At 46.1% G+C, this 26,959-nt stretch carries 19 protein-coding genes and 1 pseudogene; 2 read left to right on the forward strand and 18 right to left on the reverse strand.

Annotated features, from left to right (window positions below):
- Positions 1 to 2 precede the first annotated feature (2 nt).
- The 4 genes from OB236_RS36870 to OB236_RS36885 form a co-directional block, all read right to left on the reverse strand.
- Positions 3 to 1,640, reverse strand: a complete 1,638-nt coding sequence (locus tag OB236_RS36870; RefSeq protein ID WP_262688489.1) for an extracellular solute-binding protein — start codon at positions 1,638 to 1,640, stop codon at positions 3 to 5.
- A gap of 105 nt (positions 1,641 to 1,745) precedes the next feature.
- Positions 1,746 to 4,106, reverse strand: a complete 2,361-nt coding sequence (locus OB236_RS36875; RefSeq protein WP_262688490.1) for an AraC family transcriptional regulator — start codon at positions 4,104 to 4,106, stop codon at positions 1,746 to 1,748.
- A 162-nt stretch (positions 4,107 to 4,268) separates the two neighbouring features.
- Entirely contained in the window at positions 4,269 to 5,159 is an 891-nt protein-coding gene (locus tag OB236_RS36880) for a DMT family transporter (protein WP_262688491.1), read from the reverse strand.
- Between the two features lie 66 nt (positions 5,160 to 5,225).
- Positions 5,226 to 5,966 carry an SDR family NAD(P)-dependent oxidoreductase gene (locus OB236_RS36885; RefSeq protein ID WP_262688492.1) on the reverse strand — a complete coding sequence of 247 codons (741 nt, stop codon included), beginning with the start codon at positions 5,964 to 5,966 and terminating at the stop codon, positions 5,226 to 5,228.
- Between the two features lie 154 nt (positions 5,967 to 6,120).
- Between OB236_RS36885 and OB236_RS36890 the strand changes: the two genes are divergently transcribed.
- Positions 6,121 to 6,999 carry a LysR family transcriptional regulator gene (locus tag OB236_RS36890; protein ID WP_262688493.1) on the forward strand — a complete coding sequence of 293 codons (879 nt, stop codon included), beginning with the start codon at positions 6,121 to 6,123 and terminating at the stop codon, positions 6,997 to 6,999.
- Positions 7,000 to 7,018: 19 nt separating this feature from the next.
- Here OB236_RS36890 and OB236_RS36895 read toward each other — a convergent pair whose 3' ends face one another.
- The 14 genes and pseudogenes from OB236_RS36895 to OB236_RS36960 all read right to left on the reverse strand — a co-directional run bounded on the left by OB236_RS36895 (position 7,019) and on the right by OB236_RS36960 (position 25,604).
- Entirely contained in the window at positions 7,019 to 7,564 is a 546-nt protein-coding gene (locus OB236_RS36895; RefSeq protein ID WP_262688494.1) for a DUF1697 domain-containing protein, read from the reverse strand.
- Positions 7,565 to 7,607: 43 nt separating this feature from the next.
- Positions 7,608 to 8,567: a 5-oxoprolinase subunit C family protein gene (locus OB236_RS36900; RefSeq protein WP_262688495.1), complete on the reverse strand. Its 960-nt coding sequence runs from the start codon at positions 8,565 to 8,567 to the stop codon at positions 7,608 to 7,610.
- Positions 8,555 to 9,283: a 5-oxoprolinase subunit PxpB gene (gene pxpB / locus OB236_RS36905; protein WP_262688496.1), complete on the reverse strand. Its 729-nt coding sequence runs from the start codon at positions 9,281 to 9,283 to the stop codon at positions 8,555 to 8,557. Before pxpB ends, OB236_RS36900 begins: the two co-directional genes overlap by 13 nt.
- A 116-nt stretch (positions 9,284 to 9,399) precedes the next feature.
- Positions 9,400 to 15,168 carry a HAMP domain-containing protein gene (locus OB236_RS36910; protein ID WP_262688497.1) on the reverse strand — a complete coding sequence of 1,923 codons (5,769 nt, stop codon included), beginning with the start codon at positions 15,166 to 15,168 and terminating at the stop codon, positions 9,400 to 9,402.
- A 276-nt stretch (positions 15,169 to 15,444) separates the two neighbouring features.
- Positions 15,445 to 16,899, reverse strand: a complete 1,455-nt coding sequence (locus OB236_RS36915; protein WP_262688498.1) for a nicotinate phosphoribosyltransferase — start codon at positions 16,897 to 16,899, stop codon at positions 15,445 to 15,447.
- Positions 16,900 to 17,760, reverse strand: a complete 861-nt coding sequence (nadE, locus tag OB236_RS36920) for an ammonia-dependent NAD(+) synthetase (protein ID WP_262688499.1) — start codon at positions 17,758 to 17,760, stop codon at positions 16,900 to 16,902.
- 5 nt (positions 17,761 to 17,765) lie between these two features.
- The gene (locus OB236_RS36925; RefSeq protein ID WP_262688500.1) at positions 17,766 to 18,311 is read right to left on the reverse strand and encodes a cysteine hydrolase family protein; all 546 of its coding nucleotides are present in this window, start codon (positions 18,309 to 18,311) and stop codon (positions 17,766 to 17,768) included.
- A gap of 305 nt (positions 18,312 to 18,616) precedes the next feature.
- Positions 18,617 to 19,354: a GTP pyrophosphokinase gene (locus OB236_RS36930; RefSeq protein ID WP_076228736.1), complete on the reverse strand. Its 738-nt coding sequence runs from the start codon at positions 19,352 to 19,354 to the stop codon at positions 18,617 to 18,619.
- A 103-nt stretch (positions 19,355 to 19,457) separates the two neighbouring features.
- Positions 19,458 to 20,723 carry a TerD family protein gene (locus OB236_RS36935; protein WP_262688501.1) on the reverse strand — a complete coding sequence of 422 codons (1,266 nt, stop codon included), beginning with the start codon at positions 20,721 to 20,723 and terminating at the stop codon, positions 19,458 to 19,460.
- A 12-nt stretch (positions 20,724 to 20,735) separates the two neighbouring features.
- Positions 20,736 to 22,808, reverse strand: coding sequence for a class I SAM-dependent methyltransferase (locus tag OB236_RS36940; protein WP_262688502.1), 2,073 nt, complete (start codon positions 22,806 to 22,808; stop codon positions 20,736 to 20,738).
- Positions 22,809 to 22,939: 131 nt separating this feature from the next.
- Positions 22,940 to 24,118, reverse strand: a pseudogene (locus tag OB236_RS36945) (UxaA family hydrolase).
- On the reverse strand, positions 24,108 to 24,413 hold the full coding sequence (locus OB236_RS36950; protein ID WP_262688503.1) for a UxaA family hydrolase: 306 nt from the start codon (positions 24,411 to 24,413) through the stop codon (positions 24,108 to 24,110). The pseudogene OB236_RS36945 and the gene OB236_RS36950 overlap by 11 nt, the downstream one beginning before the upstream one ends.
- A 179-nt stretch (positions 24,414 to 24,592) precedes the next feature.
- Complete coding sequence (locus OB236_RS36955) at positions 24,593 to 25,249, reverse strand: Bax inhibitor-1/YccA family protein (RefSeq protein ID WP_262688504.1); 657 nt, start codon at positions 25,247 to 25,249, stop codon at positions 24,593 to 24,595.
- Between the two features lie 49 nt (positions 25,250 to 25,298).
- Complete coding sequence (locus tag OB236_RS36960) at positions 25,299 to 25,604, reverse strand: Dabb family protein (protein WP_262688505.1); 306 nt, start codon at positions 25,602 to 25,604, stop codon at positions 25,299 to 25,301.
- Between the two features lie 258 nt (positions 25,605 to 25,862).
- Between OB236_RS36960 and OB236_RS36965 the strand changes: the two genes are divergently transcribed.
- Positions 25,863 to 26,909, forward strand: coding sequence for an LCP family protein (locus OB236_RS36965; protein WP_262688506.1), 1,047 nt, complete (start codon positions 25,863 to 25,865; stop codon positions 26,907 to 26,909).
- Positions 26,910 to 26,959: the final 50 nt, after the last annotated feature.

The following is a 26,959-nucleotide window of genomic DNA, read 5'->3' on the forward strand; positions in this document are numbered from 1 at the left end:
TCCTATCTCTTGTTATAGCGTTCCAATGCAGCCTGTTCAATCTGAATGGCGCGATCAATCTTGAGTGCTTTTAATTTGTCAAGGAACTTATCGTAGGAATCCAGCGTATCTGTCCCCAACACAATCTTGATCGTGGTTTCGTCGACCAGCGTATTCACTTCGGTCATAATCTTGGCCAGCTCCGAGCTTTCTTCCGGTGTCGGGGAAATCGGAGGCAGCATGTATTTGTCCACATCGGTTTTGAACCAGGTCGTAACAGCCTCCTGCTGCTGTGGAAGCGCTGCGAATTGCTCATAATAACGTCTGTCCTGAATGGTCGGACCACCTGTTGACCTTGTATAGAGACCGAGATTCAAGCTGTAATCCTTCTTAATCATATCCGAATATGTAGGATAGTTATTTTTCATATCATAGCTGACGCCTGGAACTCCGAAGTTATAGAATAACATGCCTTCTTCGCTAAAGCCGTAGTCGAGCAATTGAACCGCCAGCTCCTGATTTTTGCTTTTTGGTGAGATCGCATACGTTCCGCCGCTTGGTGCTGTGTAATCCTTTTGGCCGAACATCGGAATATCGCCTTTTTTCAGTACCGGATACGGGGCTCCAATGACATTATACTTGGGATCCTTGTCCTTCATTGCCGTCAGCCACTTGCCGATACCTCCACCTGCCAAGGCATAAGTCGCTCCGGATTTACCCGATGTCATATTGGCATCCCTGATTTTCCCCTCAATGGTTGCGATGTCCTTATCCAGCAAGCCATCAACGTACCATTTGCGCATGGTAGCCAAAAATTCCTTGTAGCCCGGCTGCGCAGGTCCGAATATGACTTTGCCATCCTTCAAGGAAAAGCCGCGTGTTACCCCGTAAGCTCCAACAAAAGCACCCGTGCCCAGGTCATCAAATACGCGTGGAACACCGCTTATAAAGGTCAGTGGAGCCGCTGCTCCCTTCTTCTCCTTGAAAGCTTTCAGCACGATATACCATTCGTCAATCGTCGTAGGTACCTGTAAGCCAAGATCATCCAGCCAATCCTTACGGATAATCGGCCCACCATATGTTTTCAGCCAATCATCACCTCGTATGAAGGGAAAACCGTAATAGGTACCGTTATCTGTTTTAATTTGTTTGTCCACATCTGGGTGCGCTTTCAAATACTTTTTCAGGTTAGGTGCAAATTTGTCTATCAGATCGTTAAGCTTTAAGGTGTTGCCATCTTTAATCGCTTTCTCGGGTCCGCCGGGGTAATCGTTCAAAAAATTCCATTCGATGATATCGGCGTATTCACCGGATGCAAACATCACATTAAGCTGCTCCTTGGCCTGATTGACGGCGGGTGAAATATACTTTTCTTTAATTCCCGTCCTTTTCGCTAATTCCTGAAAGACCGGCCAGTTGTTCACATCCGGAATGGCCGCCAATTGTCCGGCTCCAGCAACGTACCAGTGCGTAATGACCTTATCCGTTTTGATGGGATACGTACCAGCGGTTGTTGCCGTTGTCGTTGTAGGCGTTTTCGTTTCTGCAGGTGTACTGCCCGGTGCTGGGGTCGCCTCTTTGGAACAAGCAGCAAGCAGCAAACTGCCTCCCATAAGCCCTGTTGTGAGTACAGCAAAAGACCTTTTCACTTTGTTGTTCATGTATACAATGACCTCCTTGTTTACTGGTAACCCTGTTAAGACTTACCATCCGATTATGCCTCTATACAGCAGGTCATGGAACCCTCAATATATCCAAAATCATGCTCAAAATGTTTTATATTGACCAGGCGTTATCCCTTCAAATTTTTTAAACAGGCGCATAAAGGTATTAAGATCATTAAACCCGCTCAGATTGGCAACCTCCTGTAAAGGAATATTCCCTTCTCTTAAAAGGCTTTTCGCCTTCTCAATTCGAATTTTATTAATATAGTCCAATAACCCCTCACCGGAATGGTCTTTAAACAGCTTGGATACATAAGTCGGCTTCATTTGAAATGAGTCTCCGATCATCGATATATTCAAGTTGGCATCCGCATAATTTTCCTTCACAAATTTGATAATTTTTTGCAGAAACTCACCCAATCCATCGTCCTTCAGTCTTAACTTATTAGCCTCCAGCTTCGCGGCTGTAAGACGACAAACCTCCTCCAACATGACCAGTAATTGCTGGTGCATATCGGCTACAGTTTGGGAATGGGTCAACTCTTCAATCGCCTGCGGATTGTTGTGAAAAAAAGTCTCTTGTATATCCATATCCCCGATTTCATTCATCGTTTTAATAAACGTACTCACGAGATTAAAAAATAAACATTTGGCAAGCTCCACTGTCATGACCGATGGATGGAAATTGCGTTCAATGATTTCATTTAATGACGCCCTTGCTTTATTCACATCGCCGGCTTTAACATAATTAATGAGCTGCTGCTCAATTTGCAGAGGGTAATAGTAACCCGCCTTCAATTGTGAGGGGTCACCCTTTCGAATCTTTTCATACCTAATAATTTCATGTTTGCCGCGTATCAGCTTATATTCCATGGCATCGAGTGCTTCATTGTAGGCTTCCGGAATTTCAAGCTTCGAGGTGTGAAAGCCGCTAATGGAAATGGTAACCTCAATCTCAAAATGCTTCTTCAGAAAGCTTTGTGCCTCTCGTGCTATAGGTTCCAGTCGATCAGCCGTATCTTTCGAATCTTGCTGGCGAATATTGATTAAACAAGCCATCATATCGTCCACCTCAGCCATGTATCCCGTATGCTGCTGATTGACCAGTTCCTCGACTACATTCGTCACAATAAATTGCAGCAGCTTATATTTATCGGCAACCTTCAGATGATGAGCCTTCTTAAAGAACAGCTCGCTATCCTCCAAATAAAACAGCATCACGCAAAAATTTTCCGAGTCAAATTCAAGCTCAAACGAAGGCTCAGCCTCTTCCAGGGAAAGCTGGGCATCCATGCGTCCCTTCAGCAATCTGGAAATCCAGTGTGACCGTAGCTGATTTTGCTGCTGCTTCAAACGGACATTCGTTTGCTCTTTCTCGTTCACTGTATCCACAAAGGCGTTTTGAATGAAATGGAACTCGTTGCCGGATTTCTGCTCCGCTCCAAAGTACAGCGTCATCGATTGCATGATCGAATCCAACGGCTTATAGTTTCTGCGCAAGAAAAATACAGTGAGGATGCAACCGCCAAGCACACTGAATACAATACTGTAAGCGGCTACATTTCTTACATAAGCAGAAGCTGTCCACACCAGATTACCGGGAACAACCATCAAGTAGGATAATTTTGAATTATAAGACTTAATATAAAAAAATTGCGATTTGATTCCGTGATAGTTGCCATATACATTGCCTGAGGTTTCAAGAATTTGGCTGACTGGTGATAAATCGATCTCCTTTGTCGTATTCGAGACCAGGACCTGTTTATTTTCATTGAGTATAAATAAATCCCCGCCGTTAAATTGACCCACGCTGGAAATGGTATGTAACAGCTTGTTCGTATCAATCATCACCACAATAGAACCTACCGATTTGTCGTTGCTATCCGCAGGAAAAGGACTTATAAAGCTTACATAGCTCTGCTTACGTCCTGCTTCATTGATACGACTTGTATACATCGTTTGCCGCTGCTTTAAATTGCTGATCTTATGGGTCCACGCCCCAAAGCTCAACTCACTGCCGCTGTACAAATCCGCATAAAGCAAGCTCGAAGGCTTGTAGACCATTGGAGTTATCACAATATCACCCGTTGACCAGTAAATGTAATATTCATCAATATTGGAAAAGGTTGAGCGGTATCTGCCCAAGTCCTGCGTAATCCCGTACAGCTCATAACGAAAATCGTCACGCGCAAACTTGTTGGAATAAAATAAATCATGCACCTTTACATTGGAATACATTTCATTAGTCAAGCGATTGACCTGCGCAATTTCATTATCTATAGCATCCTGCATCTGCTTCAGCAGTGTATCATTAGCTCTTTGAATCTGTTCATCAATGGTATTTTGTGCCTCCCAATACAGCGCAGCGCTGAATAATACGGGTACGAATAACACGACGATATACGAAATCAACCAGGTTATAATGACACTTCTCCGGTTTGACAGCATTCTTTTTAGATTCAAGCAGCTTTCCCCCTCTATGAATGATCATAGCTATATTTAACATAACCGATTTGAGGTGCTGGGAAAAGTTTGATTTTTAACACTTTGATCAAATATTCATTGCAACAACAAAAAGGTGGCGATCTATTTGATCACCACCCCTGCTTCTATTCACATACGCAATTAACCTTTCATTAAGGGTTTGGTTATTAGCAATCCCGGCCGTTTCCTTCTTTCCCAATTGACGAGCACAATTCCCACACAGATGAGCGCACCGCCGACTCCCACATACCACTGAACCTGTTCGCCGAGCAGCAGCCAGCTGGATAGAAGACCAAAAAGGGGTACGAGAAACAGAAAAGTGCTTGTTTTGGCAGGATCACCATTGCGCAGCAGGTAGTACCATAACGAGAACTGAACGATTGAGCCCATAATCGCAAGCCATAGCACAATGGATACCGATGTAAAGGTCATATGAAAATAAGGCTGCTCCGTGAGTGCACTTAAAATAAACAAAGCGACTCCACCCGCTATCATCTGATAAGCGGCCAGGACATTGATATCGAATGCTGGCCCCCATCGTTTTACCAGCAGTGTGGACACAGCAAAGAACAAGGCTCCCGCGAAGCTAATAAACGATCCTGGTTGAATATCCATATGCAGTCCAAAAGTGAACACGACACCTATAAAACCAATGGCAACGCCTATCCACTGATGACCACGATATACAGCGCCGGTAAACAAGGTCCCGAGTATAATGACAAGCAGTGGATTCGTACATGTAATAATTGAGGATTCGCCCGAGGTAATCCATCGCATACTGAAATAGGCACATCCCATCACACCTGCGGACTGGAACAGACCAATTATAGACACCTGCAGCCACTGCTTGCCTCCACGCGGCCGTGGTTTCCTGCTGATGATAAGTGCAAGCAGCACTCCTGCCAATACGAACCGAATGCCCATAAGGAAAAAAGGCGGTGCATAAGCCATGCCAAGCTTGCCAACCGGAAAGGCAATCCCCATTATAAAAGTTGTCAATACCACAAGTCCGATATATTTGATTTTGCTCATAATACAAGCCTCCAATTGCTTTGCTGCTGAGTTGGGTTATCGTCTCTTTCAAAAGCATGTTTGCGGTTATAAGGTTTGTCCGCAATCGATGGTTAATATTTGCCCAGTCATTGATTCCTGCTCTAAAGCCGTACAAATCAGCCTGGCAATGTCCTCTGGGGTGGAGATGTGCTGGAGCAGCACGTTTTTACTTAACCGATTCATCTTCTCTTCCCGTCCTTCCCACCATCTGGTTGCGACAGCTCCGGGTGCGACACAGTTTACTCGAATTTGCGGAGCCAATGCGTGAGCCAATGATTTGGTAAGTCCATGCACAGCTGCTTTGGATACTGCATAGGGGAGTGATGAGCCTGAACCGGTTAGTCCGGCGATGCTCCCAACATTGACGATTGCTCCTTGATGATTGTGCTTCATCCATGGAGCGGCAGCACGTGCACAATTAAACATGCCTTTAACATTAACCGCGTACAGCTCATCCCATACCTCATCTGTTGCTGCTTCCAGATCGTCAAGCGCGATGTGTTGAGTAATACTCGCATTATTAACAAGCAAATCAACAGTTCCGAACTGTTGGACAATGGCTACGACCATAGCGCGCACTTCCCGGTCATTGGACACATCGGCTTGAACAGACATGGCACGACCACCCGTGCTTAGAATCGTTTGCACCGTTTCATCAGCGTCTGTCTTGGACCTCGAATAGTTCACTGCTACCCAGGCTCCCCGTTCTGCCAATGCTATACTCGTTGCCCTGCCAATTCCTGTTCCTCCGCCAGTAACTAAAGCGACTTTATTATGCACATTCATATTTGGATCCTCCCTAATGTCTTAATCGGTTTAGAATGATTGTAACGGAGGATTGATTTTATGTATAATGATTGTTAGAGATACTGGGTATCACAATTTATGATATCAAGAATCCGATTGAAAATAGATCAATCGGATTGGGAGGTTTGTAGCTATGGAGAGTTCAGATTTACGCGTGTTTCAAATGGTCGCCCGGGAGGGCTCGATTACCAAAGCGGCACAAAGGCTCGGTTATGTTCAATCCAATGTGACCGCAAGGATTCAGCAGCTGGAGTCGGAGCTGGCAACCATCTTGTTTTTTCGTCACAATCGGGGGATGACACTTTCTTCGAGCGGCAAGACCTTACTCACCTATACAGACAAAATTGTCGGTCTGTTGGATGAAGTGACATTGGCACTCACCTCGTCTAGTGAACCGAGTGGTCCGCTCGTCATTGGCTCCACGCAGACCGCTGCCGCCGTCAGACTGCCAAAGCTGTTAGCCTCTTATTACAAGCAGTATCCTGGTGTACTGCTGTCACTAACGACCGGGCATTCGCAATATTTGATGGAGAAGGTACTCCATTATGAGCTGGATGGAGCCTTCATAGGCTGCAAATGTAATCATCCTGACTTGCAATCGGTGCCGGCATTTGATGAGGAGCTCGTTATCGTCTCTACTCCTGCAGTCATCCAGCTCGATGAAGCTGTAACCAAACCCATTCTCGTGTACAGCACCGGATGCTCTTATCGGGAAGTGCTGAATCAGTGGCTTCAGTCCATTGGCATAACGCAGCCGATCATTATGGAGTTTGGTACACTGGAAGCGATTATTGGTGGTGTATCGGCAGGGCTTGGTGTCTCTCTGCTGCCCAAATCCGTCATAAACAAGCACGAAACGGAAGGCACTGTCCGTACACATGCTATTCCCGATTCGTACCGTCATATGCAAACCGAGTTCATTACACGAAAGGACTCATTTGTGAGCAGCGCTTTGAATGCCTTTATGTGCACATTGCCCCATGCTCAGCATGTAGCTGAAACGAATGAATAAAAAGGGAAACTGCATGTTCTCAATCGGATTTCATCGCTTTTGCCAGCGCGTCGAGCTTTAGGATCGTATTCCAATTGCGTGTTGTCGCAGAATCTTCAAATTTTGGAATATGACTTGCAAGCTTGGAATCCAATATGCTTTGACGGAACCATAAATAAAGATCTCGGCCTTGAATCTGGAATTCATCTTTTTCACTTTGGATTCGGGATAAGTAGATAATTTGGTCCTCGGTAGGTGCCTGGAGCAGAAAAGAGACATGAATACTTTCCCCTGCCAGCAAGGTATCTAGGGAGAATGGACAATATTCAATCATCTGTTCCAGCTCCTGAGCCGTCCTCAATACTACTGTCAGCGCAATACCATAATCCCTGTGAACTGCTTGCTCGATTTGTTCACGCAAGACTGCTTCACTTAATTGAGATTCGAACAAAACATTCCCGCTATTAATATAGGTTTTCACACGTTCCAGACCCAATGCTTCAAACGAGTATTTCAATTCTGCCATCTTTATCTTGTTCTTGCCTCCTACGTTAATGCCGCGCAATAATGCGATATATATAGTCATTGCTTTCCTCTTTTCTTTAAATCATTCTGCCCAAAAGGTACATTCAGCGAACATTGTGCATCCTTATCAAAGAAATGAGCCGCTCCTGTTCCCTCCAGAAATGCTGAGCGTCCTCAATCCCGATTTGTTGAAATTGTATGCGATCACCTGGTTTTCTTTGAGCCAGATATGGAATATCTACGCCGATTACGACACCGATCTGGGTGTAGCCTCCTGTCACCTGGCAATCTGACATCAATATAATCGGTTGGCCATCGCCTGGCACCTGTATGGAGCCGATTGTAACTGCACCCGAAATCATATCTGCACCCGACTTATGCGTCAACTGCGGGCCCTTGAGCCTGTAACCCATACGATCCGATTCATTCAGAATGCCGTAGGAATCAGAAACAAAAGTATCCAATGACGTCTCGATGAAACGATCAGATTGCGGACCGGGAATAAATCGGATAGGACGTTCTGTCACAAAATCAGGTCTATAAGCTGCAGGCAAGCTTCTCCCTGTAACCAAAGCCCGATCTAAACGCGGCTCCCCTTCACCTATATCCAGCCTATCCCCCTCCTTTAGACTTCTTCCCTCCAATCCTCCATAGCCACCGCGAATGAATGTTGAACGGCTCCCCATAATCAGAGGCACATCGATTCCGCCTTTTATTGCCACGTAGGAGCGGCAGCCATGCTTCATATGACCAAATTGGAGAATATCCCCTTCGGAAACAAGGATCGTTTTCCACATTCCAATTGCGGTACCATTAAGTCTTGGGGCAAGGTCTCCTCCCGTTACTGCAATCACGCCGTCGACTAGAAATTTCAAATGAGGACCGATCAACGTAACTTCCAATGCCGCCTCATTCTCCCCATTGCCCACAAGAAGATTGGCTAATCGCAGGGAGAACCTATCCATGGCTCCACACGTATTCACACCATACATCCGATAATCCGTTCTGCCCAAGTCCTGTACGGTAGTTAGTAATCCCGACTTCAAGATTTCTATTCCTGCCATTGTTCAGTCCACTCTTTTCGTGTAAGTTCATTCCAGCCCTCAGCGTCGGAAGCTGTTATGGCTTCAAACTTGATATAATCCCCCGCCCTGAATAAACTGGGTGGATTCGAGTAAGGATCAAACGTATTTAGTGGTGTCCTTCCAATAATATGCCAGCCTCCTGGTGAAGAGACGGGATAAATACTCGTTTGCCGATTAGCTATAGCAATTGAGCCCTTCTCCACCTTTACACGCGGATTTGTGCGCCGCGGCAGCGATAACCGGCTATCAATATCTCCACAATAAGGGAAACTCGCAATGAAACCAAGCATGTAAATCAAATAGGTTTCATCGGAATGCATACGAACGACTTCTTCAGGACTCAGCCCTACTGTATCAGCTACGTAATCCAGATCCTGCCCGTAATCTCCACCATACACAACGGGTATGTGCAGCACTCTACCCTTGGGACCCACCGAATCAAGCTTAGTCGTATCCATTTGCTGCAACTCAGTTACCAATTGCCGATAACGAATTAGAATGGGATCATAACTGATCGAAATACTGCAAAAAGAAGCTACAACCTGTCGGATTCCTTTAATCCTGGCTGCCTGAATGACTTGTACATACTGATGAATATAAAGATTCAGCTCCATCAACACTTCCTGACCAAATTGTAGAAGAACAACCTGGTCACCCAGTGGCAAATAGGCTGGCCCTTCCATTGAAAGCAGCATATGACCGTCCCCCCGCAGATTTTATAGATGATATAAGCGAACAAGTACCCCAGGAGCAGTGTCCCAGGGTACTTGTTCCAGTTATTAGAGCTTAATTGCAGAGCTATGTTACATGCTTACGTTGTGAAAATTTTATGATAACCTTGAGGCTGGGATCTGGAGTCCTCTTCCAGGCTGTCATCCCCAGTTAACCAGTTGCGTATCATCGTTAAGAGATGGGCACTATTTACCGGTTTCGTAATATAGTCAGAGGCTCCTGCTTCCAGACACTGCTCCCGATCTCCCTTCATGGCTTTGGCTGTCAAGGCAATAATAGGCAAATCCTTGAACTCAGGCTTTTCACGTATAGCTCGTGTAGTTTCATATCCATCCATTACTGGCATCATAATATCCATCAATACGATCTGAATATCGGGATTTTGCTGCAAAATAGTAATGGCATCATTACCATTCTCCGCCGCATACACCTTCATGCTGTGACGCTCCAATATCGTGGTCAGGGCAAAGATATTACGTATATCGTCATCGACAACAAGCACCTTTTTGGATTCGATCATCGCATCAGACTGTAAATGCTTTACGAGCGTTTCCCGCGGCCCTTCTGGAAGGTTCTCGGCCTTACGATGCAGGAACAAGCTTGTCTCATCCAAGATTTGGATCGGTGACTTGATTTCCTTTACAACGGCTGTTTTCATTAGATCTTCCAGATCGTTTGCTTCTTCAACTGTGTGTTTTCTGCTTGGATTGATAACAATAGGAAGATATTTGTTTTTGGAGCTCTTTTGCATTTCGCGAACCAGCTGAATGAATTTCATATCCGTCAAGTCATTGTCTACCAGCACACAATCAAAGCTTTTCGTTTTAAATTGATTAAGTGCCTTACGGGACGTGTCCACTGCCGTGATCTTAATGTCCTTATTATCAATCATGCTTACAAATTCTTTACGTCTTTGCTCATCACGTACCACTACTAACAGCTGACGAACCGTTTTATCCGCAAAGCTGTTCAGCTTATCGAGAGCATTGTCCAGATCTTCCTTCGTTACCGGTTTGCAAATGTAATCAAAGACGCCCTTCTGCATCAGTTGAATGACATCCTCCTCGACCGAGATGACACATACCGGAATGTCACGGACACTCATATCATTTTTGAGATGCTCAATGACAAGCCACCCGTCCGTATCCTTCAGATGCAAATCGAGAGTAATAGCGACTGGCTTATACTGACTAACAAGCTCCAGTACATTTGAGCCTTTATTAGTGATGATCGCTTTGATCCCTTTTTTGTGAAGTACATCCAGCAAAATTTCGTTGAATTTCTGATCATCTTCAATAATTACGAATACACGATCTCCAGGCTGAATGTCGTCCCGATCATCGATAATCAATTCCTCTATATTATTCTGGTAGCTGCGGTTCCGCTTCAATGGAGTTACATCTATGACTTCCGGGATATACTTCTGCTTCACATCGGAATCCGGCACATCGACATCCAAAGGCAGATAGAGGTTAAAGGTACTTCCTTTACCTGCTATACTGAACAGAGTCAGTTCACCGCCGAGCATGGTCGCAATTTCCCGTGATATGGCTAACCCCAGACCTGTCCCCCCGTATTCCCGATTCGTACTGCCGTCCGCTTGCTGGAAGGCTTCAAAAATAATTTGCTGCTTTTCCTTCGGAATTCCAATTCCTGTATCACTAACTGAGAAGCACAATACCATTTTGGCTCGATTCAGCAGATCATGATCAGGACTCCAATCATTCAATGCTCTGCGGATCAGCAGCATGACCTGACCTTGCTCCGTGAATTTGAACGCATTGGACAATAGATTTTTCAGAATCTGCTGAAGCCTTTTGGAGTCGGTCAATATGGTTTTAGGTACATTGGGTTCGATCTTGATCAAATAATCAAGTCTCTTGTTATCGATCATATGGCGGAAGGTACGATCCAATCCGTCGGTAATCTCTTTAATTGAGGTTTCGTTGAATTCAGGTGTAACCGTTCCCGACTCGATCTTGGATAAATCCAGGATATCGTTGATCAGATTGAGCAGATCGAATCCAGAGTCCTGAATCGTTTTGGCAAATTTCACCTGGATATCGGTCAGGTTCTCATCCGGATTATCGACAAGCTGTTCGGCGAGCAGCAGCAGCGAATTAAGTGGTGTTCTCAGCTCATGCGACATATTGGCCAAAAACTCCGATTTGTATTTGGAAGTCAGCACCAACTGCTCGGCTTTTTCCTCCAGGAAGCGCTTCGCTACCTCGACCTCATTGTTTTTGCTTTCCACCTCTGCCTTTTGAATAACGAGCAGCTTGGCTTTATCCTCCAGCTCTTCGTTAGTCGTTTGCAGCTCATTTTGCTGTTTCTGAAGCTCTTCGGTCAGAGATTGCGACTGCATCAACAGCTCCTCCGTCCGTTGGTTCGCCTGCATCGTGTTAATCACGATTCCGATGGATTCCGTCAATTGATCCAGGAAAGCCAGATCGATTTCGCTGAAGGCACGGAAGGAAGCCAATTCCAGGACAGCCAAGACCTGTTCCTCGAATATAATCGGGAGCAGCACAATATTAAGCGGTGTCGCTTCTCCCAAGCCTGAGGAGATCATCACATAATCAGATGGTACATTGGTTAGCAAAATCCGTTGATTCTCGATCAGACACTGCCCGACAAGACCCTCGCCTGCACGGAATTCATTCGATAGATGCTTACGCTGATGATAGGCATAGCTCGCAAACAGCTTCAATACAGGGACGCCGCTTACAGGCTCGTTAATATAAAAGACACCATGCTGCATAGATACCAACGGAGCCAGCTCACTCAAGATCATCCGGCACACGGCAAACAGGTCACGTTGACCCTGCAGCAGTCGGGAAAACTTCGCCAGGTTGGTTTTCAGCCAATCCTGTTCCGTGTTGATTCGGGTCGTTTCCTTCAGATTGCGAATCATTTCATTCATGTTATCTTTCAGCGTTGCTAATTCACCGGCTGTAGCGACATCAATGGTTCTGGACAAATCACCCTTCGTAACGGCCGTCGCCACGTTAGTGATCGCTCGAACCTGTGTAGTCAGCGTACTCGCCATATAGTTAACGTTGTCCGTTAAATCACGCCAGGTTCCCGCGGCACCCGGAACGTTCGCTTGCCCACCCAGTTTACCTTCCGCGCCTACCTCACGAGCAACTGTCGTAACCTGGTCGGCGAAGGTAGCGAGCGTATCGATCATATTATTGATCGTATCCGTCAACTCTGCGATTTCACCTTTGGCTTCCACTGTCAGCTTCTGCTTCATATTACCATTGGCAACGGCGGTTACGACCTTCGCGATTCCCCGCACCTGATCGGTTAAGTTCGTCGCCATAATATTAACGTTATCCGTCAAGTCCTTCCAGATCCCGCCTACGCCACGCACCTGGGATTGACCGCCAAGCTTGCCGTCCGTACCTACCTCACGGGCCACACGAGTAACCTCGGAGGCAAAAGAATTCAGTTGATCCACCATCGTATTGATTGTGTTTTTCAGTTCAAGCAATTCACCTTTAACATCTACGGTAATTTTTTTGGAAAGATCGCCATTGGCAACTGCTGTCGTCACTCCGGCAATATTGCGCATCTGAATGGTCAGGTTGCTCGCCATGTAGTTAACAGTGTCCGTTAAGTCCTTCCAGGTGCCGCCTACGCCTTTAACCTGCGCCTGACTGCCCAGCTTCCCTTCCGTACCTACCTCACGGGCTACACGCGTAACCTCGGAAGCAAACGTTGAGAGCTGATCCACCATCGTATTGATTGTGTTTTTCAACTCAAGGATTTCCCCCTGAACGTCTGCCGTAATTTTCTTCGACAGGTCGCCGTTCGCTACTGCTGTGGTGACGACTGCGATATTCCGCACCTGATTCGTCAAATTGGACGCCATGTAGTTAACGCTTTCTGTCAGATCGCGCCATGTACCGGCAACGCCTGTAACCTGAGCTTGTCCACCCAGCATCCCAAGCGTACCCACCTCACGGGCTACACGCGTAACCTCGGAGGCAAACGTCGAGAGCTGCTCCACCATTGTATTGATCGTGTTTTTCAATTCCAAAATTTCACCGCGCGCATTAACGGTAATCTGCTTGGATAGATCACCCTTCGCTACTGCCGTTGTGACTTCCGCTATGTTACGCACCTGGTCGGTCAATGTACCCGCCATGAAGTTAACGTTGTCCGTTAAATCCTTCCAGGTACCCGATACGTCCTTAACGTCGGCTTGTCCGCCCAGCTTCCCTTCCGTCGACACCTCACGCGCTACACGAGTTACCTCAGAGGCAAACGTCGAGAGCTGCTCCACCATCGTATTGATTGTGTTTTTCAGTTCCAAAATCTCGCCGCGCGCATTAACGGTAATTTGCTTCGACAGATCACCTTTTGCAACCGCTGTCGTAACTTCCGCTATGTTCCGTACCTGATCGGTCAATGTACCCGCCATGAAGTTAACGTTGTCGGTTAAATCCTTCCATGTGCCCGATACGTCCTTAACATCTGCTTGTCCGCCCAGCTTCCCTTCCGTGGACACCTCACGCGCTACCCGAGTTACCTCAGAGGCAAAGTTACTGAGCTGATCGACCATCGTATTAATCGTGCTTTTCAGCTGCAGGATTTCACCCTTGGCATCTACGGTTATCGTTTTTGACAAATCACCCTTCGCAACGGCTGTGGTCACTTCCGCTATGTTCCGTACCTGATTCGTTAAATTACTGGCCATGTAGTTAACGCTTTCTGTTAAATCTCTCCATGTGCCGTCAACTCCGCTTACCTCTGCCTGTCCACCCAGTATCCCTTCCGTGCCTACCTCACGGGCCATCCGGGTTACCTCGGAAGCAAATGTAGACAACTGGTCTACCATCGTATTGATTGTATTTTTCAGCTCAAGGATTTCACCCTGTACATCTGCTGTTATTTTTTTGGATAGATCTCCATTGGCAACCGCGGTGGTAACAACTGCGATATTACGCACCTGATTCGTCAAGTTGGAGGCCATATAGTTAACGCTTTCCGTTAAATCTCTCCACGTGCCGGATACACCCTTAACATCTGCTTGTCCGCCCAGCTTTCCTTCCGTACCTACCTCACGGGCAACCCGTGTAACCTCGGAAGAAAAAGTCGACAGCTGATCCACCATCGTATTGATCGTATTTTTGAGCTCCATGATCTCGCCTTTGGCATTAACGGTAATTTGCTTGGATAAGTCGCCATTCGCAACCGCCGTGGTCACTGCAGCTATGTTACGCACCTGATCCGTTAAATTGCTAGCCATATTGTTAACACCGTCGGTAAGATCCTTCCAAGTACCCGATACACCTTTAACATCCGCCTGACCACCCAGCTTGCCATCTGTACCTACCTCGCGCGCTACCCGTGTGACTTCCGAAGCAAAGGTGCTGAGCTGATTCACCATCATATTAATGTTGGTTGCCGTTCTTTGAAATTCCCCTGTCAGTGCGCGTCCTTCGAACTCTAGCTCGACCTTTTGCGACAAGTCTCCCTGGGCTACCGCGTTTATAACACGCACCATCTCACTGGTCGGCTGAATCAGGTCAATGACGAGACCATTAAGCGATTCGACTACGGTGTCCCATGAGCCGCCCGTATTTTTGTGTGAGAATCTTCGGGAGAGCTGCCCTTCCTTACCTACAACCTTGGCCACGGTCTGAACCTCGGTCACAAGGTTTTCCTGCATATCCATGATCTCGTTGAATGTATCAGCAATCTTGCCTGCAACACCTGTGTGATCATAAGGTAATCGATAAGAAAAGTTACCTTTTTTCAGTGCCATTAACGCATTAAGAAGCTCTCCAGTATCCAATACATCTTTGACCGATTCTCCATTCCATTCCTGCTCCGGCATTGTCAAGGTCCTTTCTATCCATAAATTTATAATCAGGTAAATGAGTTCCTTTTTCAGTTCGATCCAATGTGTAAGTTCCAGGCACAATAGTAGAGGAAATAAAGACACTAATACCCTATATTCTACACATTTTTACCCATAGTTACAAACCTCCTAGGTCCTTAAATGTGTAAAATGACACAATAAAAAAGAAGCCCATTTCGGCCCCTTTTTTAAGCAACAATTGGTGTAATTATCAGTCTTGGATCGATAGACCTATAGTAAGAATTCAGAGCTTTATTCCAATTTGGCACTCGTATAATCGTGGATAAGATCCATCTTCTGCTGCCATGCCTTGGCGCTTAGGTCAACCAGATACACCTCCGGATTGAGCTTCCGCAAATATTCCGGCCAAAACTGGGTAAGCTGCTGACGGTGGTATTCGCGAATTTGCTCCAGTTCAGGAAGCTCATATACCTGTTTGCCAGCTTGAAAAATCGGCTTGAGCAGTTGAACCGCGTCATAATTGTCAACATATTTGAATAAGTAAGGATGCAGCTTGTCGTACAGCTTCAGTCTCTTACCCTGTAATACTTCCGTTTCCCCAATAAGAGTCACACAATCGGCTTCTGCTTTACCGGTTTGCTTGCTTATAAGCCGATAAGCTTCCTTGATGCCAGGAGTGGATACCTTCTCGGGATTTCCCGAAATTTTGATCACAGGGACGAAAGCTCCCGCTTTTTCACGCGCAACGAGCTTGTACACACCTCCGAGAGAAGGTTGATCAGCAGCCGTAATCAGCTGTGTACCTACCCCCCAGCTATCAATCCGGGCTCCCTGAGCCTTAAGATTGAATATGATGTTCTCATCAAGATCGTTCGAAGCCACAATCTTTACGTAAGGCAAGCCCGCTTCATCGAACATCGTCCTTGCCGTCTTCGAGAGGTACGCCAAATCTCCGCTGTCCAGCCGAATCGCAGACATCCTTTTTCCTTGCTGCTCCATCCATTTGGCAACCTTGATCGCATTGGGAACTCCATATCTCAACGTATCGTACGTATCCACAAGCAGCGTCACCTGATTTGGCAGCGCTGCGGCATAATGGCGAAAAGCCTCTTCCTCCGTATCATGGTCCTGTACCCACGCATGAGCATGTGTACCTTTTGAAGGTATCCCGAACAGCATCCCTGCCCGCATATTCGAGGTCGCATCGAAACCGGCAATGTAAGCAGCCCGTGCCCCCCATATTGCAGCATCCGCTTCCTGGGCTCTGCGAGTCCCGAATTCCATTAACGTATCCTCGGGGGCAACCTGACGAATCCGCGAAGCCTTGGTCGCAATCAAGGTTTGGAAGTTCATAAAATTCAACAGTGCCGTCTCGACAAGCTGCGCTTCAAATATTTTTCCTTCCACACGGATCAGCGGCTCGTTAGCGAACACAATCGTTCCTTCAGGAACTGCGCTAATATTGCCTGTAAAGCGGAAGCCGCGCAGCTTTTCGAGGAAAGCCGGATCATATTCTTCCTCCTGCTCCTGTAAATAACGGATCGTTTCCTCATCAAATTGCAAATGGTTTATATAGTTAATAATTCGCTCGAGTCCGGCAAATACAGCATAACCATTACCAAAAGGGAGCTTGCGGAAAAAAGCCTCGAATACCGCTTGATGGGAATCCGTTCCGTTCTTCCAATGCGCATACATCATATTAATCTGATATTTATCCGTGTGCAGTGTCAAGTTATCATACGACATTTACAACCTCTCCTTCCACCACTCATCGTACACAGTGACAGCGGCATTCCGCTTGTGCTCGGTCCTTTGATAGCGTCGTTCAATAATATCCTTGGCAGCATCGGACAGCACTCCGCCTTCCAGATACGTATCGATTTCCTCATAGGTTACACCCAGGGCAACTTCATCCGGCAGACCCGGCTTCAAATCCTCAAGGTCCGCCGTCGGCTTCTTCAAATAGAGCAGCTCCGGACATCCCAAATGCTTGAGCAATTCCTTACCCTGACGCTTATTTAAGCCAAATATAGGGGCTGCATCGCAGGCACCATCACCATGTTTGGTAAAAAAACCGCTGACGGCCTCTGCCGCATGATCGGTTCCCAGTACCAGCATCCGGTAGTGGGCAGCCAGATCATACTGCACCTTCATCCGTTCTCTGGCTTTAATATTTCCCTTCAGAAAATCGCTCAGCTTCTCACCTGTCGCTTGCTCAAACTGGGCTGCTGATGCATCCACAGCAGGTTGTATATTGACAGTAATGTTTTTCGAAGGTTGAATGAAGGATAAGGCCATCTGTGCATCCGCCTCATCCTGCTGCACGCCATAAGGCAATCTGACTGTAATGAATCGATACCCTTCTCCGGCAATACCAGTAGGATCGGTTATCTCTTGATTCAGCTCATCTACAGCAATTTGCGCTAGCTTGCCCGTAAGTGTCGAATCCTGCCCTCCTGAAATACCGAGAACATAACCCTCCGCCTTGGTGGACAGCAAATAGCTTTTCAAAAAATCGACCCTGCGGCGAATTTCCTGGTCAGCATCAATCCTGGGAAGAACATGCAGCACTTCTTGAATGTGTTGTTGTACAGTTGGTTTGGTCAATATCTTCATCCCCTATATGATAAAATAGTTGCTCCAAGCGTATGTTGAAAATGCCCCAGCGCCCACTCATGTCCTGCCGGATTAAAGCTCGCAACCGCATCGCGATGCACAACAAGTTCAAAGCCTCGATTGTAAGCATCCACAGCCGTATGCAGCACACAAATATCCGTGCAGACCCCAATCAGGTGAAGCTCTTTAATGTCCCTTGCCCGCAGTTGAAGCTCCAGGTCCGTTCCGGCAAATGCGCTGTACCGGGTTTTGTCCATCCAGTAGATCTGGTCGCGATGGGTTTGAAATACTTCATCCAGTTTACCATATAATGCCCTTCCTTCCGTACCCCTAATATTATGAGGTGGGAACAGTCGGTGCTCCGGGTGATAGACGTCAAGCTCATCATGCAGATCGACTGCCATAACGACAAAATCATTGTGATTGACAAAATTGTCCGTAAGCTCGGCAATCCGCTGTTCAATCTCGATTCCCGGCTCACCGCAAGGCAGCTTCCCAACAACAAAATCAACCGTGTAATCAATGACAATAAGTGCTTTCATCGTAACCATCCTTCCACGAGTATAGTCTCAATAATATCATTATGACATTATCAGATTGTAAAAAGAAATCCGCAGCAGCTAAGAGGCTATATGCGGGTTATGAGTAAACCAATAAGAAAAGCTTCTGATCGAAGCCTATTCGGTCAAGATACATCCGTGTTTTAAATGTAGCTTTTCTTGCAATATCAGAATATTCAGCTCCGCTGAAAACTTATACATTCTGATATTATAAACAAGGTTTCAACTATCTCTTTTTGATACTTTCATTATGACATATTAAAAACATTTGTCAACCAGATTTTTCTTTAACCTCCGCCCATTAAACGAAGCAGTGCCTCCGGGAGCTGAAATTGCTGGTTGCTGACACGAATCTGATTCAGTTCCCCTTCAGAGCCTTGATCCTGATCCTCTTTGATTTCGGTAATTTCCTTATGCAGCCGCTCCATTTGCAAATCCAGCGCAGTTGCAGAATCTGCAGCCGTCTTCAATTCCTGAAGAAGCCGTGTCGGAACGGCCTGATTGTATTTATAAAAAATCTTGTGCTCCAGACTCGCCCAGAAATCCATCGCAATCGTCCGAATTTGCACCTCGACACATACTTGCTCCTGCCGATCAGACATGTATACTGGGATTTCAATCAGCAAATGCAAGCTGCGATAGCCATTGGGCTTGGGATTGCGAATATAATCCTTCACCTCAAGCAGTGTAAGATCACTCTGACTTTGCAGCATATCGCTGATTCGATATATATCGTTAATGAATGAGCAGGTTATCCGCATACCTGCAATATCCCGAATATTGTCTTTGATACTGGGCAATGAAATGCCAAAGCCCTTTTTGTACATTTTTCTCATAATGCTTTCAGGAGATTTCAATCTGGATTTCGTATGCTCAATGGGATTATAGTCATGCAAAAATTGAAATTCCTCTTTTAAAATTTCCAGCTTCGTATCGAACGCATCCAACGCAAATTTGTAAGCCATCATAAATCGCGTGATCTCATTTTTTAATAATTTGAACTGTTCCATCTGATTCGTTGACAAAGTTAATCTTCCTTCCTTAAGCCTAGTAGGAGAGCTATTTCAGCCTAACCATAATAAGTTCTTAAGAAAGCTTACACAACTCCGGGTGACAAAGCAACATTTGCTATTTAAATTCAATCGGACCCACATTCATTTTAAAAGTCCCGTCCGGGTAGAGCAACGGCGAATTCTCCGAGCCGCTCTTGGAGTACGTTTCAACATGGCTAATCCTCATCTCATCCTGATCGCTGAAATCAATTTGCGCAATGGCGACCCAGTAGGCAAATCTGTTGTTTTGCAATAGAGGAGCAGTCACTGTTTGTCCGGCATGATTATCCACCACAGCACGAGCCTTCATGGATTTAAAGCTGCCAATTCCATTGGACAGTGCGCTGTAAGCCGCAAAAAGTACATACCTCAGATCCGACGTGTTGTGAATGGTGACGGTTTCCATCCCTCCTGTTCGTGAATCCTTATCAAGCTCGATATACGGTGACTTGGAGGAGCTGCCCAACCGGCGGTAATATATTTTATTCGCTTCGCCCTTTTTCGTTACATAAAAGCAGTACAAGTCCAGATCCTTTTTCGGATTATCCCACTTCAGCTGGGCTGTAACCTTGGAGGTCTTCGCGATCGAAACGGACTCTTGTTTCTTCAGCTCTATTTTTCCGAGTAAAAAAGGCTTGGCAGTTGGGGCTGCGGAAGGCTTGGGAGTAACAATTGTCTCCGGGACAGGTTTTGTGGGACTAACAGGAATCTCGACAGTAGGCTTTGTTGGAACTATTGGTGCTTCACCAACAGGCTTGGCTGATGTGTCTGCCTGCTGCGGCTCATTGTCTGCTTCCTCAATCACCTTGATTCCATAATTGCTGCATAACGCCGATAAGCCACCATTAAACCCACTCCCGATAGCATTAAACTTCCATTTACCCTTATGCAAATAAAGTTCTCCTACAACTATCGCTGTTTCCAGCTTGAGCTCACTGCCGAATTCGAACCTGAACAGCTCCTTATGATTTAACGGGTCCTGAAACCGAATGTAGATTCGCGAAACCTGGCTAAAATGCTGGCTAAGCTTTTCACCCTCATAGATCGTCAGCGTAATGGCAATCTTCTGAATATCTTGAGGTAATCGGTTAAAGGCTATCGAAATTTGCTCCTTATCCCCTTGACTTGATTGTGTATGGGTAATTGCTCCATCCTTACTGCTCGGATTCCCATAAAAAATAAGGTTGTCATCCTGCTCACAAACTCCAGCGGCAGATAGCAAAAACGCAGCCCCATCTATGTCCATAGCCGAATTGGAATGCTCCCAACCCAAACCAATCATCACACTGGATAAATGATTGTCCTGATTGATATCTACCTTTTGTCCCTTTTGAATATGCATGGAAACCTCCTACTACATTTGCTTTTGTATAACGATCAGACATGTGCTGTCCGGCAAGCTCACAGGCTCGCGCTGCTCATTGAATATCCGGATTCTCGGACTTAGCGCCTCCGTATAACCGTCCTGAAGCAGGTGTCTGCTGACCACGATCCGGGCCTGCGGGCCGAGCACCGTATGAATGAAGCTTTCGTAAGCTGAGGGTGTAAAATATCCGAATTGCTCCTGTACCTCATGTACATAAGCCTCTTCACCCCACGTATATGTATACAAAAACTCCATCGCATCGTTAATCGGCATCTGCACCTCATGAGTACCCAGTCGCACGAATTGAATCTCTCTTCCGGCAAAATCCTTGGCATACCTCTCCAGCCATTGCATGCCTTCCCCATCCAAAAACGTGATGATCCGCTGCTGTTCGGTCGGCTCGCTCATAATGCCATCACGGATAATGATTCTCCCGCCGATGGGGATTACATCGAAGGCACTGCGCAGCGCTGCCGCAACTGTAGCATGATTATAGGTTTTACCCTCATATTCCACATACGAAAACAACTCATGCAAAATCGAAGAAAAAATGACAGTGTCAATGGAACCGGGTTTCACATATTCCTTCAAATTGAGTGCGTCACCCTGCAGTACCATCCACTGGCGATTTTCCAGCTGCCGCTTTCGCTCAAGCGCCTCAATCACATTTTGCGAAATATCGATGCCTATTACCTGTTTATCGGGAAACATATCCTCGATCAGATCCAGCATGACTCCGCCCCCAGGGCCAATGTCGACAACTTGATTACCCACAATAAAATCGAGAATAACCTTTTTGTAATCAGCGGTTTGATTCATCATCGATAAATATTCCTCTTCATTATGAAACCTGTCATAGGCATCACGACGCAGCTCAAACAGGTCAAACAGCATGAGTACCGCTTTCTCATACAAAGGTGATTTTTCGGCCTCTATACAAAACTGGATCAGCTTATCCGCCGCCGCGGAGAACTCCATATGAAAATAGACTGTATCCGATTGTGGACCTGCCTGCTTTAACTGTGGAGATAAATGCCCGCTCTTCGGAAAACGTGCCGAAGCAATGTCTTCAAAGGAGCATTCGCGCAAATATTTTTCTATGATTCGTTTCTTGTAGACATTGATTTTCTTTTGACCCCGATAATCATAATACATATCATTCATCATACGTTCGAAGCTGATATGGTCCGCCTGCTGCGTCGAATCCGAGCTAAGAATGATGAGAAACAGCTTGGTAAATTCCTCAAAAGAGAACTCATGAAGAGCCGCCTCTACGAACCACAGCGTCTTGCTGTCCAGCGCTTGAAAAGCCTCAATAACCGCTGGCTGCACTGACAGCTTGGCAAATTCTTGCTCAAAATTCTCACCTCTGGAAATCGAGCTGGCCCGCAGCCGCTTCAGCCTGTTGTGGAGCGAAAACCCACAATCTTCCTCCTGATCTATGATAAGCTCAATGACCTCAGCAATCTGCTGCGCTATCTCTACCCACAGCTCCGTCGAAACTGCCTCAAGAATGCATTGATTTAACACTAATAATAGTTCCTTTAGCTCACTAGCCGCGAGCAATCCATTCTGAATAAGCTCCATTAATGGGCGCTGAACCGCGAATGGAACCTCCCCGCGCAAATACTGGCCAATTAACCCGTGAGTCTGGATCAGCGTGCGGATAACGTGCCTCCTCGCCTCGCTATGCAACGGACTCGAATGCCACTCGTAAATTTCACTGGAACCGATATTATGAGCCATCAAATGTACGCCCTGCTTCTGCCACAGCACTCGCTGTCGTACCGTCCCGCCCTTGGCCACCTCAGACCAGATGAGCACCTCTTCTACAACTTCTTGAATCCAAAAGGACATCTGCAGTCGGTCGAGCGCTTCCAGCGACTTCTCCACATAATCCAGAACCGGATTCGCGTTAACCAAATCCTGAAGCGATTGGACCCGTTCGAGATTGACCATTCGTTCTTCCGCCGAGACGATATATTGCAGCCATGGATGCTCATTTAAGGACATGCTCTCATCTTGTTTGTAGGCTTGGATCGTTTCAAGTGAACGCAACATGAGTTTCTCTCCTTCTCTATCAATCTCTCTTCTAAAATTGAGCTGACCTCAGCGGAATGCTGAGGTTTTCTTGAAAGCGGATCGATCGTAACAACACCTCAGCCGTGTAACGCAAACGTTTACTTCAATATTTAGAACGTCGGACCTATTCGCCAAATCCCAAAATCGTTCTGCTTCAAGATTTCTGACTTTGTCAGTTTTCCCGAGCACACCTCGATAATCTCCTCGAAAATCCGATCTCCTACCTGTTCAATCGTTTCCGTTCCATCAATAATCGTACCTGCATTCATATCAATATTATCGTTCATTTTCTCAAATATGGCACTATTGGTCGCTATCTTGATTACTGGGACGATTGGAGAGCCAGTTGGTGTGCCCCTGCCTGTTGTGAACAATACGATCTGTGAACCGCCTGCTGCCATCCCCGACAGCTGTTCAATATCATGGCCGGGTGTATCCATCCATACGAGACCCTTTTTGGTCGGTTTTTCGGCATAATCAATCAATTCCTGCAGAGGCCTCGAACCGGACTTGTTCGACGCACCCAATGATTTTTCCTCCAATGAGCTAAGTCCGCTTTTAATATTACCCGGACTTGGGTTGCCGGTACGAATATCGATATTCATGGAGAAGGCCCGTTTCTCCATCGCTTCAATGACCTGATACACACGCTTCGCTACGTGATCATTAACCGCTCGCGCTGCAAGCAAATGCTCAGCCCCGATCAGCTCCGTAGTTTACGCCAGAATCGCGGTCCCCCCATGATCAACGATTTTATCACTGCAAAAGCCTACTGCTGGATTGGCTGACAGCCCCGAACAGGCGTCTGATCCCCCGCACTCCGTACCTACGATCAGCTCGCGAAGTCACATTCCACCCACCGCTGGCGCGAAGCCTCCTGTACCATTCTTGCGGCAATTTTGGCTACCTCGGCTATTGTGTACAGCGTACCCCCATGATCCTGGATCGAGACGGACCTCTACTGGCTTTCCAGTCTTTTGCAGCTCGGACGCTACACTTCGTGCCTGATGCGTTTCACAGCCAAGACCAAGCACAATCACCCCGTATACGTTGGGGTTTGCGGCTGTGCCTACATAGGTGCGGAACGTTTGATCATAATCCGTTCCTACCTGAGCACAGCCATGCTGATGTATAAAAGTAACCGTTCCATTCACAAGCTCTGTCACCCGCTGAGCCGTTTGGGTAGCACATACTATTGTTGGCAGAATCAGCACGTGGTTACGCGCCCCTACACTGCCATCTGGTCTACGGTATCCCCAAAACGTCCGTGTCTGTACATTAGCTGTCATGCTGCAAATCCCCTCTCCCTCTTTTACCTTCCAGATTATGAACGTGCACATGCTCACCTTTGCGGATAATACCTCTGACTGCAACTCCAATAACCTTGCCATATTTAATGATATCTTCACCAGCCGCAATCGGTACGACAGCAAATTTATGCCCGAACTCAATCGCCTCCGCCAGCTCTACCTGAACCTCAATTCCTTGACAGACAACATTCAACTGAGCACCAGCCGGAATTTCCGTAAGCGCTACCGCGACCTTATCCTGCGGTTTCATCATGACAGTGTGATAAGCGGTCATTGGGTTACCTCCATTCTATCAAAAGAAAGTATGATAACGATTACATACCCACTATATCACTCTTCTTTTCCGCGTATCAACCATGGATTTGAAAGCATCTATGACATTATACTCAACAAAAAAGAGCCCTGCTCAAACAAGGCTCCTTCGTTTCCCAACAACAGTCAGGGGTTTGCAATTTAATTTCTGCTAAATCCAACAATCGCAGCTAGAAAACGCAAAATGTATATAAACAAATTAATAAAATTCAAGTAAATATTCAAAGCAGCCATTGGCACAGCCTCAGGGCTTACTCCACCTTTATACTGGGACACATCGTACAATACCCAGCCGCTGAAAATAACAATTCCCAGCACGGACCATACCAAATTCATAGTCGAGCCCATCGGTATAAACAGCGAGAACAGGCTCATTACAATTAAACCGATCGTAGCGGCAAACAAAAATCCACCCAGAAAGCTGAAATCCCTTTGCGAGCGATAAGCATACAAGGCAAGCCCTCCGAATATACCCGCTGTTGCCAGGAATGCGGCAGATACCAGATTGGCCCCAAGGATGCCACCATAATTCGCAATGATCGGATACAGCGTAACCCCTGTAACTGCAGTAAAAATATACAGAAACGGATAACCGATCATTTTTCCGCGGAAACGCATGATGAACACGGATACGAGCATGACCAGCTCAATCACAACGAACAAGCCGATAAGTGAAGGTGGAATCAGCATAGCACCTGCAAGTGTCCCAACAAATGAGACCAGCAGGGATACCGCAAAAATCTGCATGATGTGTCCAAAGCTGCCTGTATGGGATTCCGTTAAAGTTCTATCCATCATTGTATTCACTCCTCTTCATATGTACTAACATTTTGAAACTATTCCTTGATTATACGACGGTGAAGTCAATCTCCAGAAAACGGACTACTTCATTTTTCCAAATATGTTCCACATAATCCACGTGAGCCGGATGGGTATTGTAGGCATCGTAGGCTGCTTGATCCTCAAACTCCATTGAAAATCCATAATCGTAATCGTTCTTGCTGCTCACCTGACGTAGCACTTGAAAATCGTATACACCTGGAATAACTTCAAGAATTGCTTTGCTTTTTGATAAAAATTGATCCGCCTGTTCCGACCCAGCCTCAACCTTTAAATTAAAAATAACCTTATGTTGAATACGTGCCACTGACATGGTATTTCCTCCATTCTCTCTATTCATATCCATTCCTTCTAATATCATACCAGAAATGCTACGTATCGTTCTACAATTAACTCTGTGCAAACAACGTTTTTTTGAAAATAACTGAATCATTCGATCCAATTTGGATCATTATGAAAAATATTTAAATAAATCAGACCAAAATGTATGAATTCATAGCAATAAAATGCATTTTATGATACATTATGTATCATGACGAATAAAGTAAATAAATGAAGGAAGGTTCGATTTATGTTCAATAGGCTGAGAGGTTTACTCGTATTCATTGTATTAGGACTCGGGCTCATCTACTGGATGATATGGACTTTGCATCCGGATAAGCATTTTACTGCAAAAGCTTTTCCCTTACTTGCTGTGCCAACCTCTTATACTGCAAATCATCATCCGAACGATGGCTCTAGCTACACCTTCCAGCTTAAACACCAGAACTATGCACAGCAATTAGTAAATACCTATATGGATACTTCAGCTCCAACCTCCTCGTCCCCAACTTCGGATCCCGACCTGAAATCTTTCAATGCTCTGTTAATTGGAGTGGATGCATTAGGCAACGAGAACTCACGCAGTGATGTCATTCTCCTGGTTCATGTCATACCTTCAGCACATAAAGCCGTCATCATTTCAGTACCACGTGATACGCAAGTCCATATAGCGGGAATAGGCAACACCAAAATTAACCATTCCCACATCCTCGGTCAAGCCCATGGCGGCAGTAAGGGCGGAACTGAAGCCGTCATTCAAGCCGTAAGTGATTTGCTGCAGCTCCCTATTCATTATTATGCGAAGACCAATTTCACAGGGTTTGAGCATTTGATCGATTCAGTTGGCGGTGTTGATGTGGATGTACCACACAATATGCTGATTTCGGACTCTCGCATTCTGCTGCGAGCAGGCACCCAACATCTGGACGGCAAGCAGGCTCTGTCATTTGTTAGGGAACGGTACTCTCTTGAGGATGGTGACTTTGGACGACAGGTGGATCAAACTCTATTGATCAAAGCCGTTGTTCATAAAATGCTGCAGCCAGAGCATCTGTCCGAGCTTCCCGGTCTGCTAGCCAAAGTAAAAGATGAAGTCGTTGAAACCAACTTTACAGACAGCGACCTCATCAGCCTAGCCTGGTTGTTTAAAGAGATCGAACGGGATCAAATCAGTCATATTCGGGTTCCGGGGCATCCAGGTATGGAACGCGATCCTTTAGTCGGGATGCCATTGTGGTACTGGATACCTGATTCGCAGCAGATCAGGGAAATCACACGCAAGCTTTCGCAATCCTAAACTCCAGGATTGTTCGAGAGGTTCAAATCATGGTATGATAGCTAGCACAA

It is taken from the genome of Paenibacillus baimaensis (assembly GCF_025567575.1).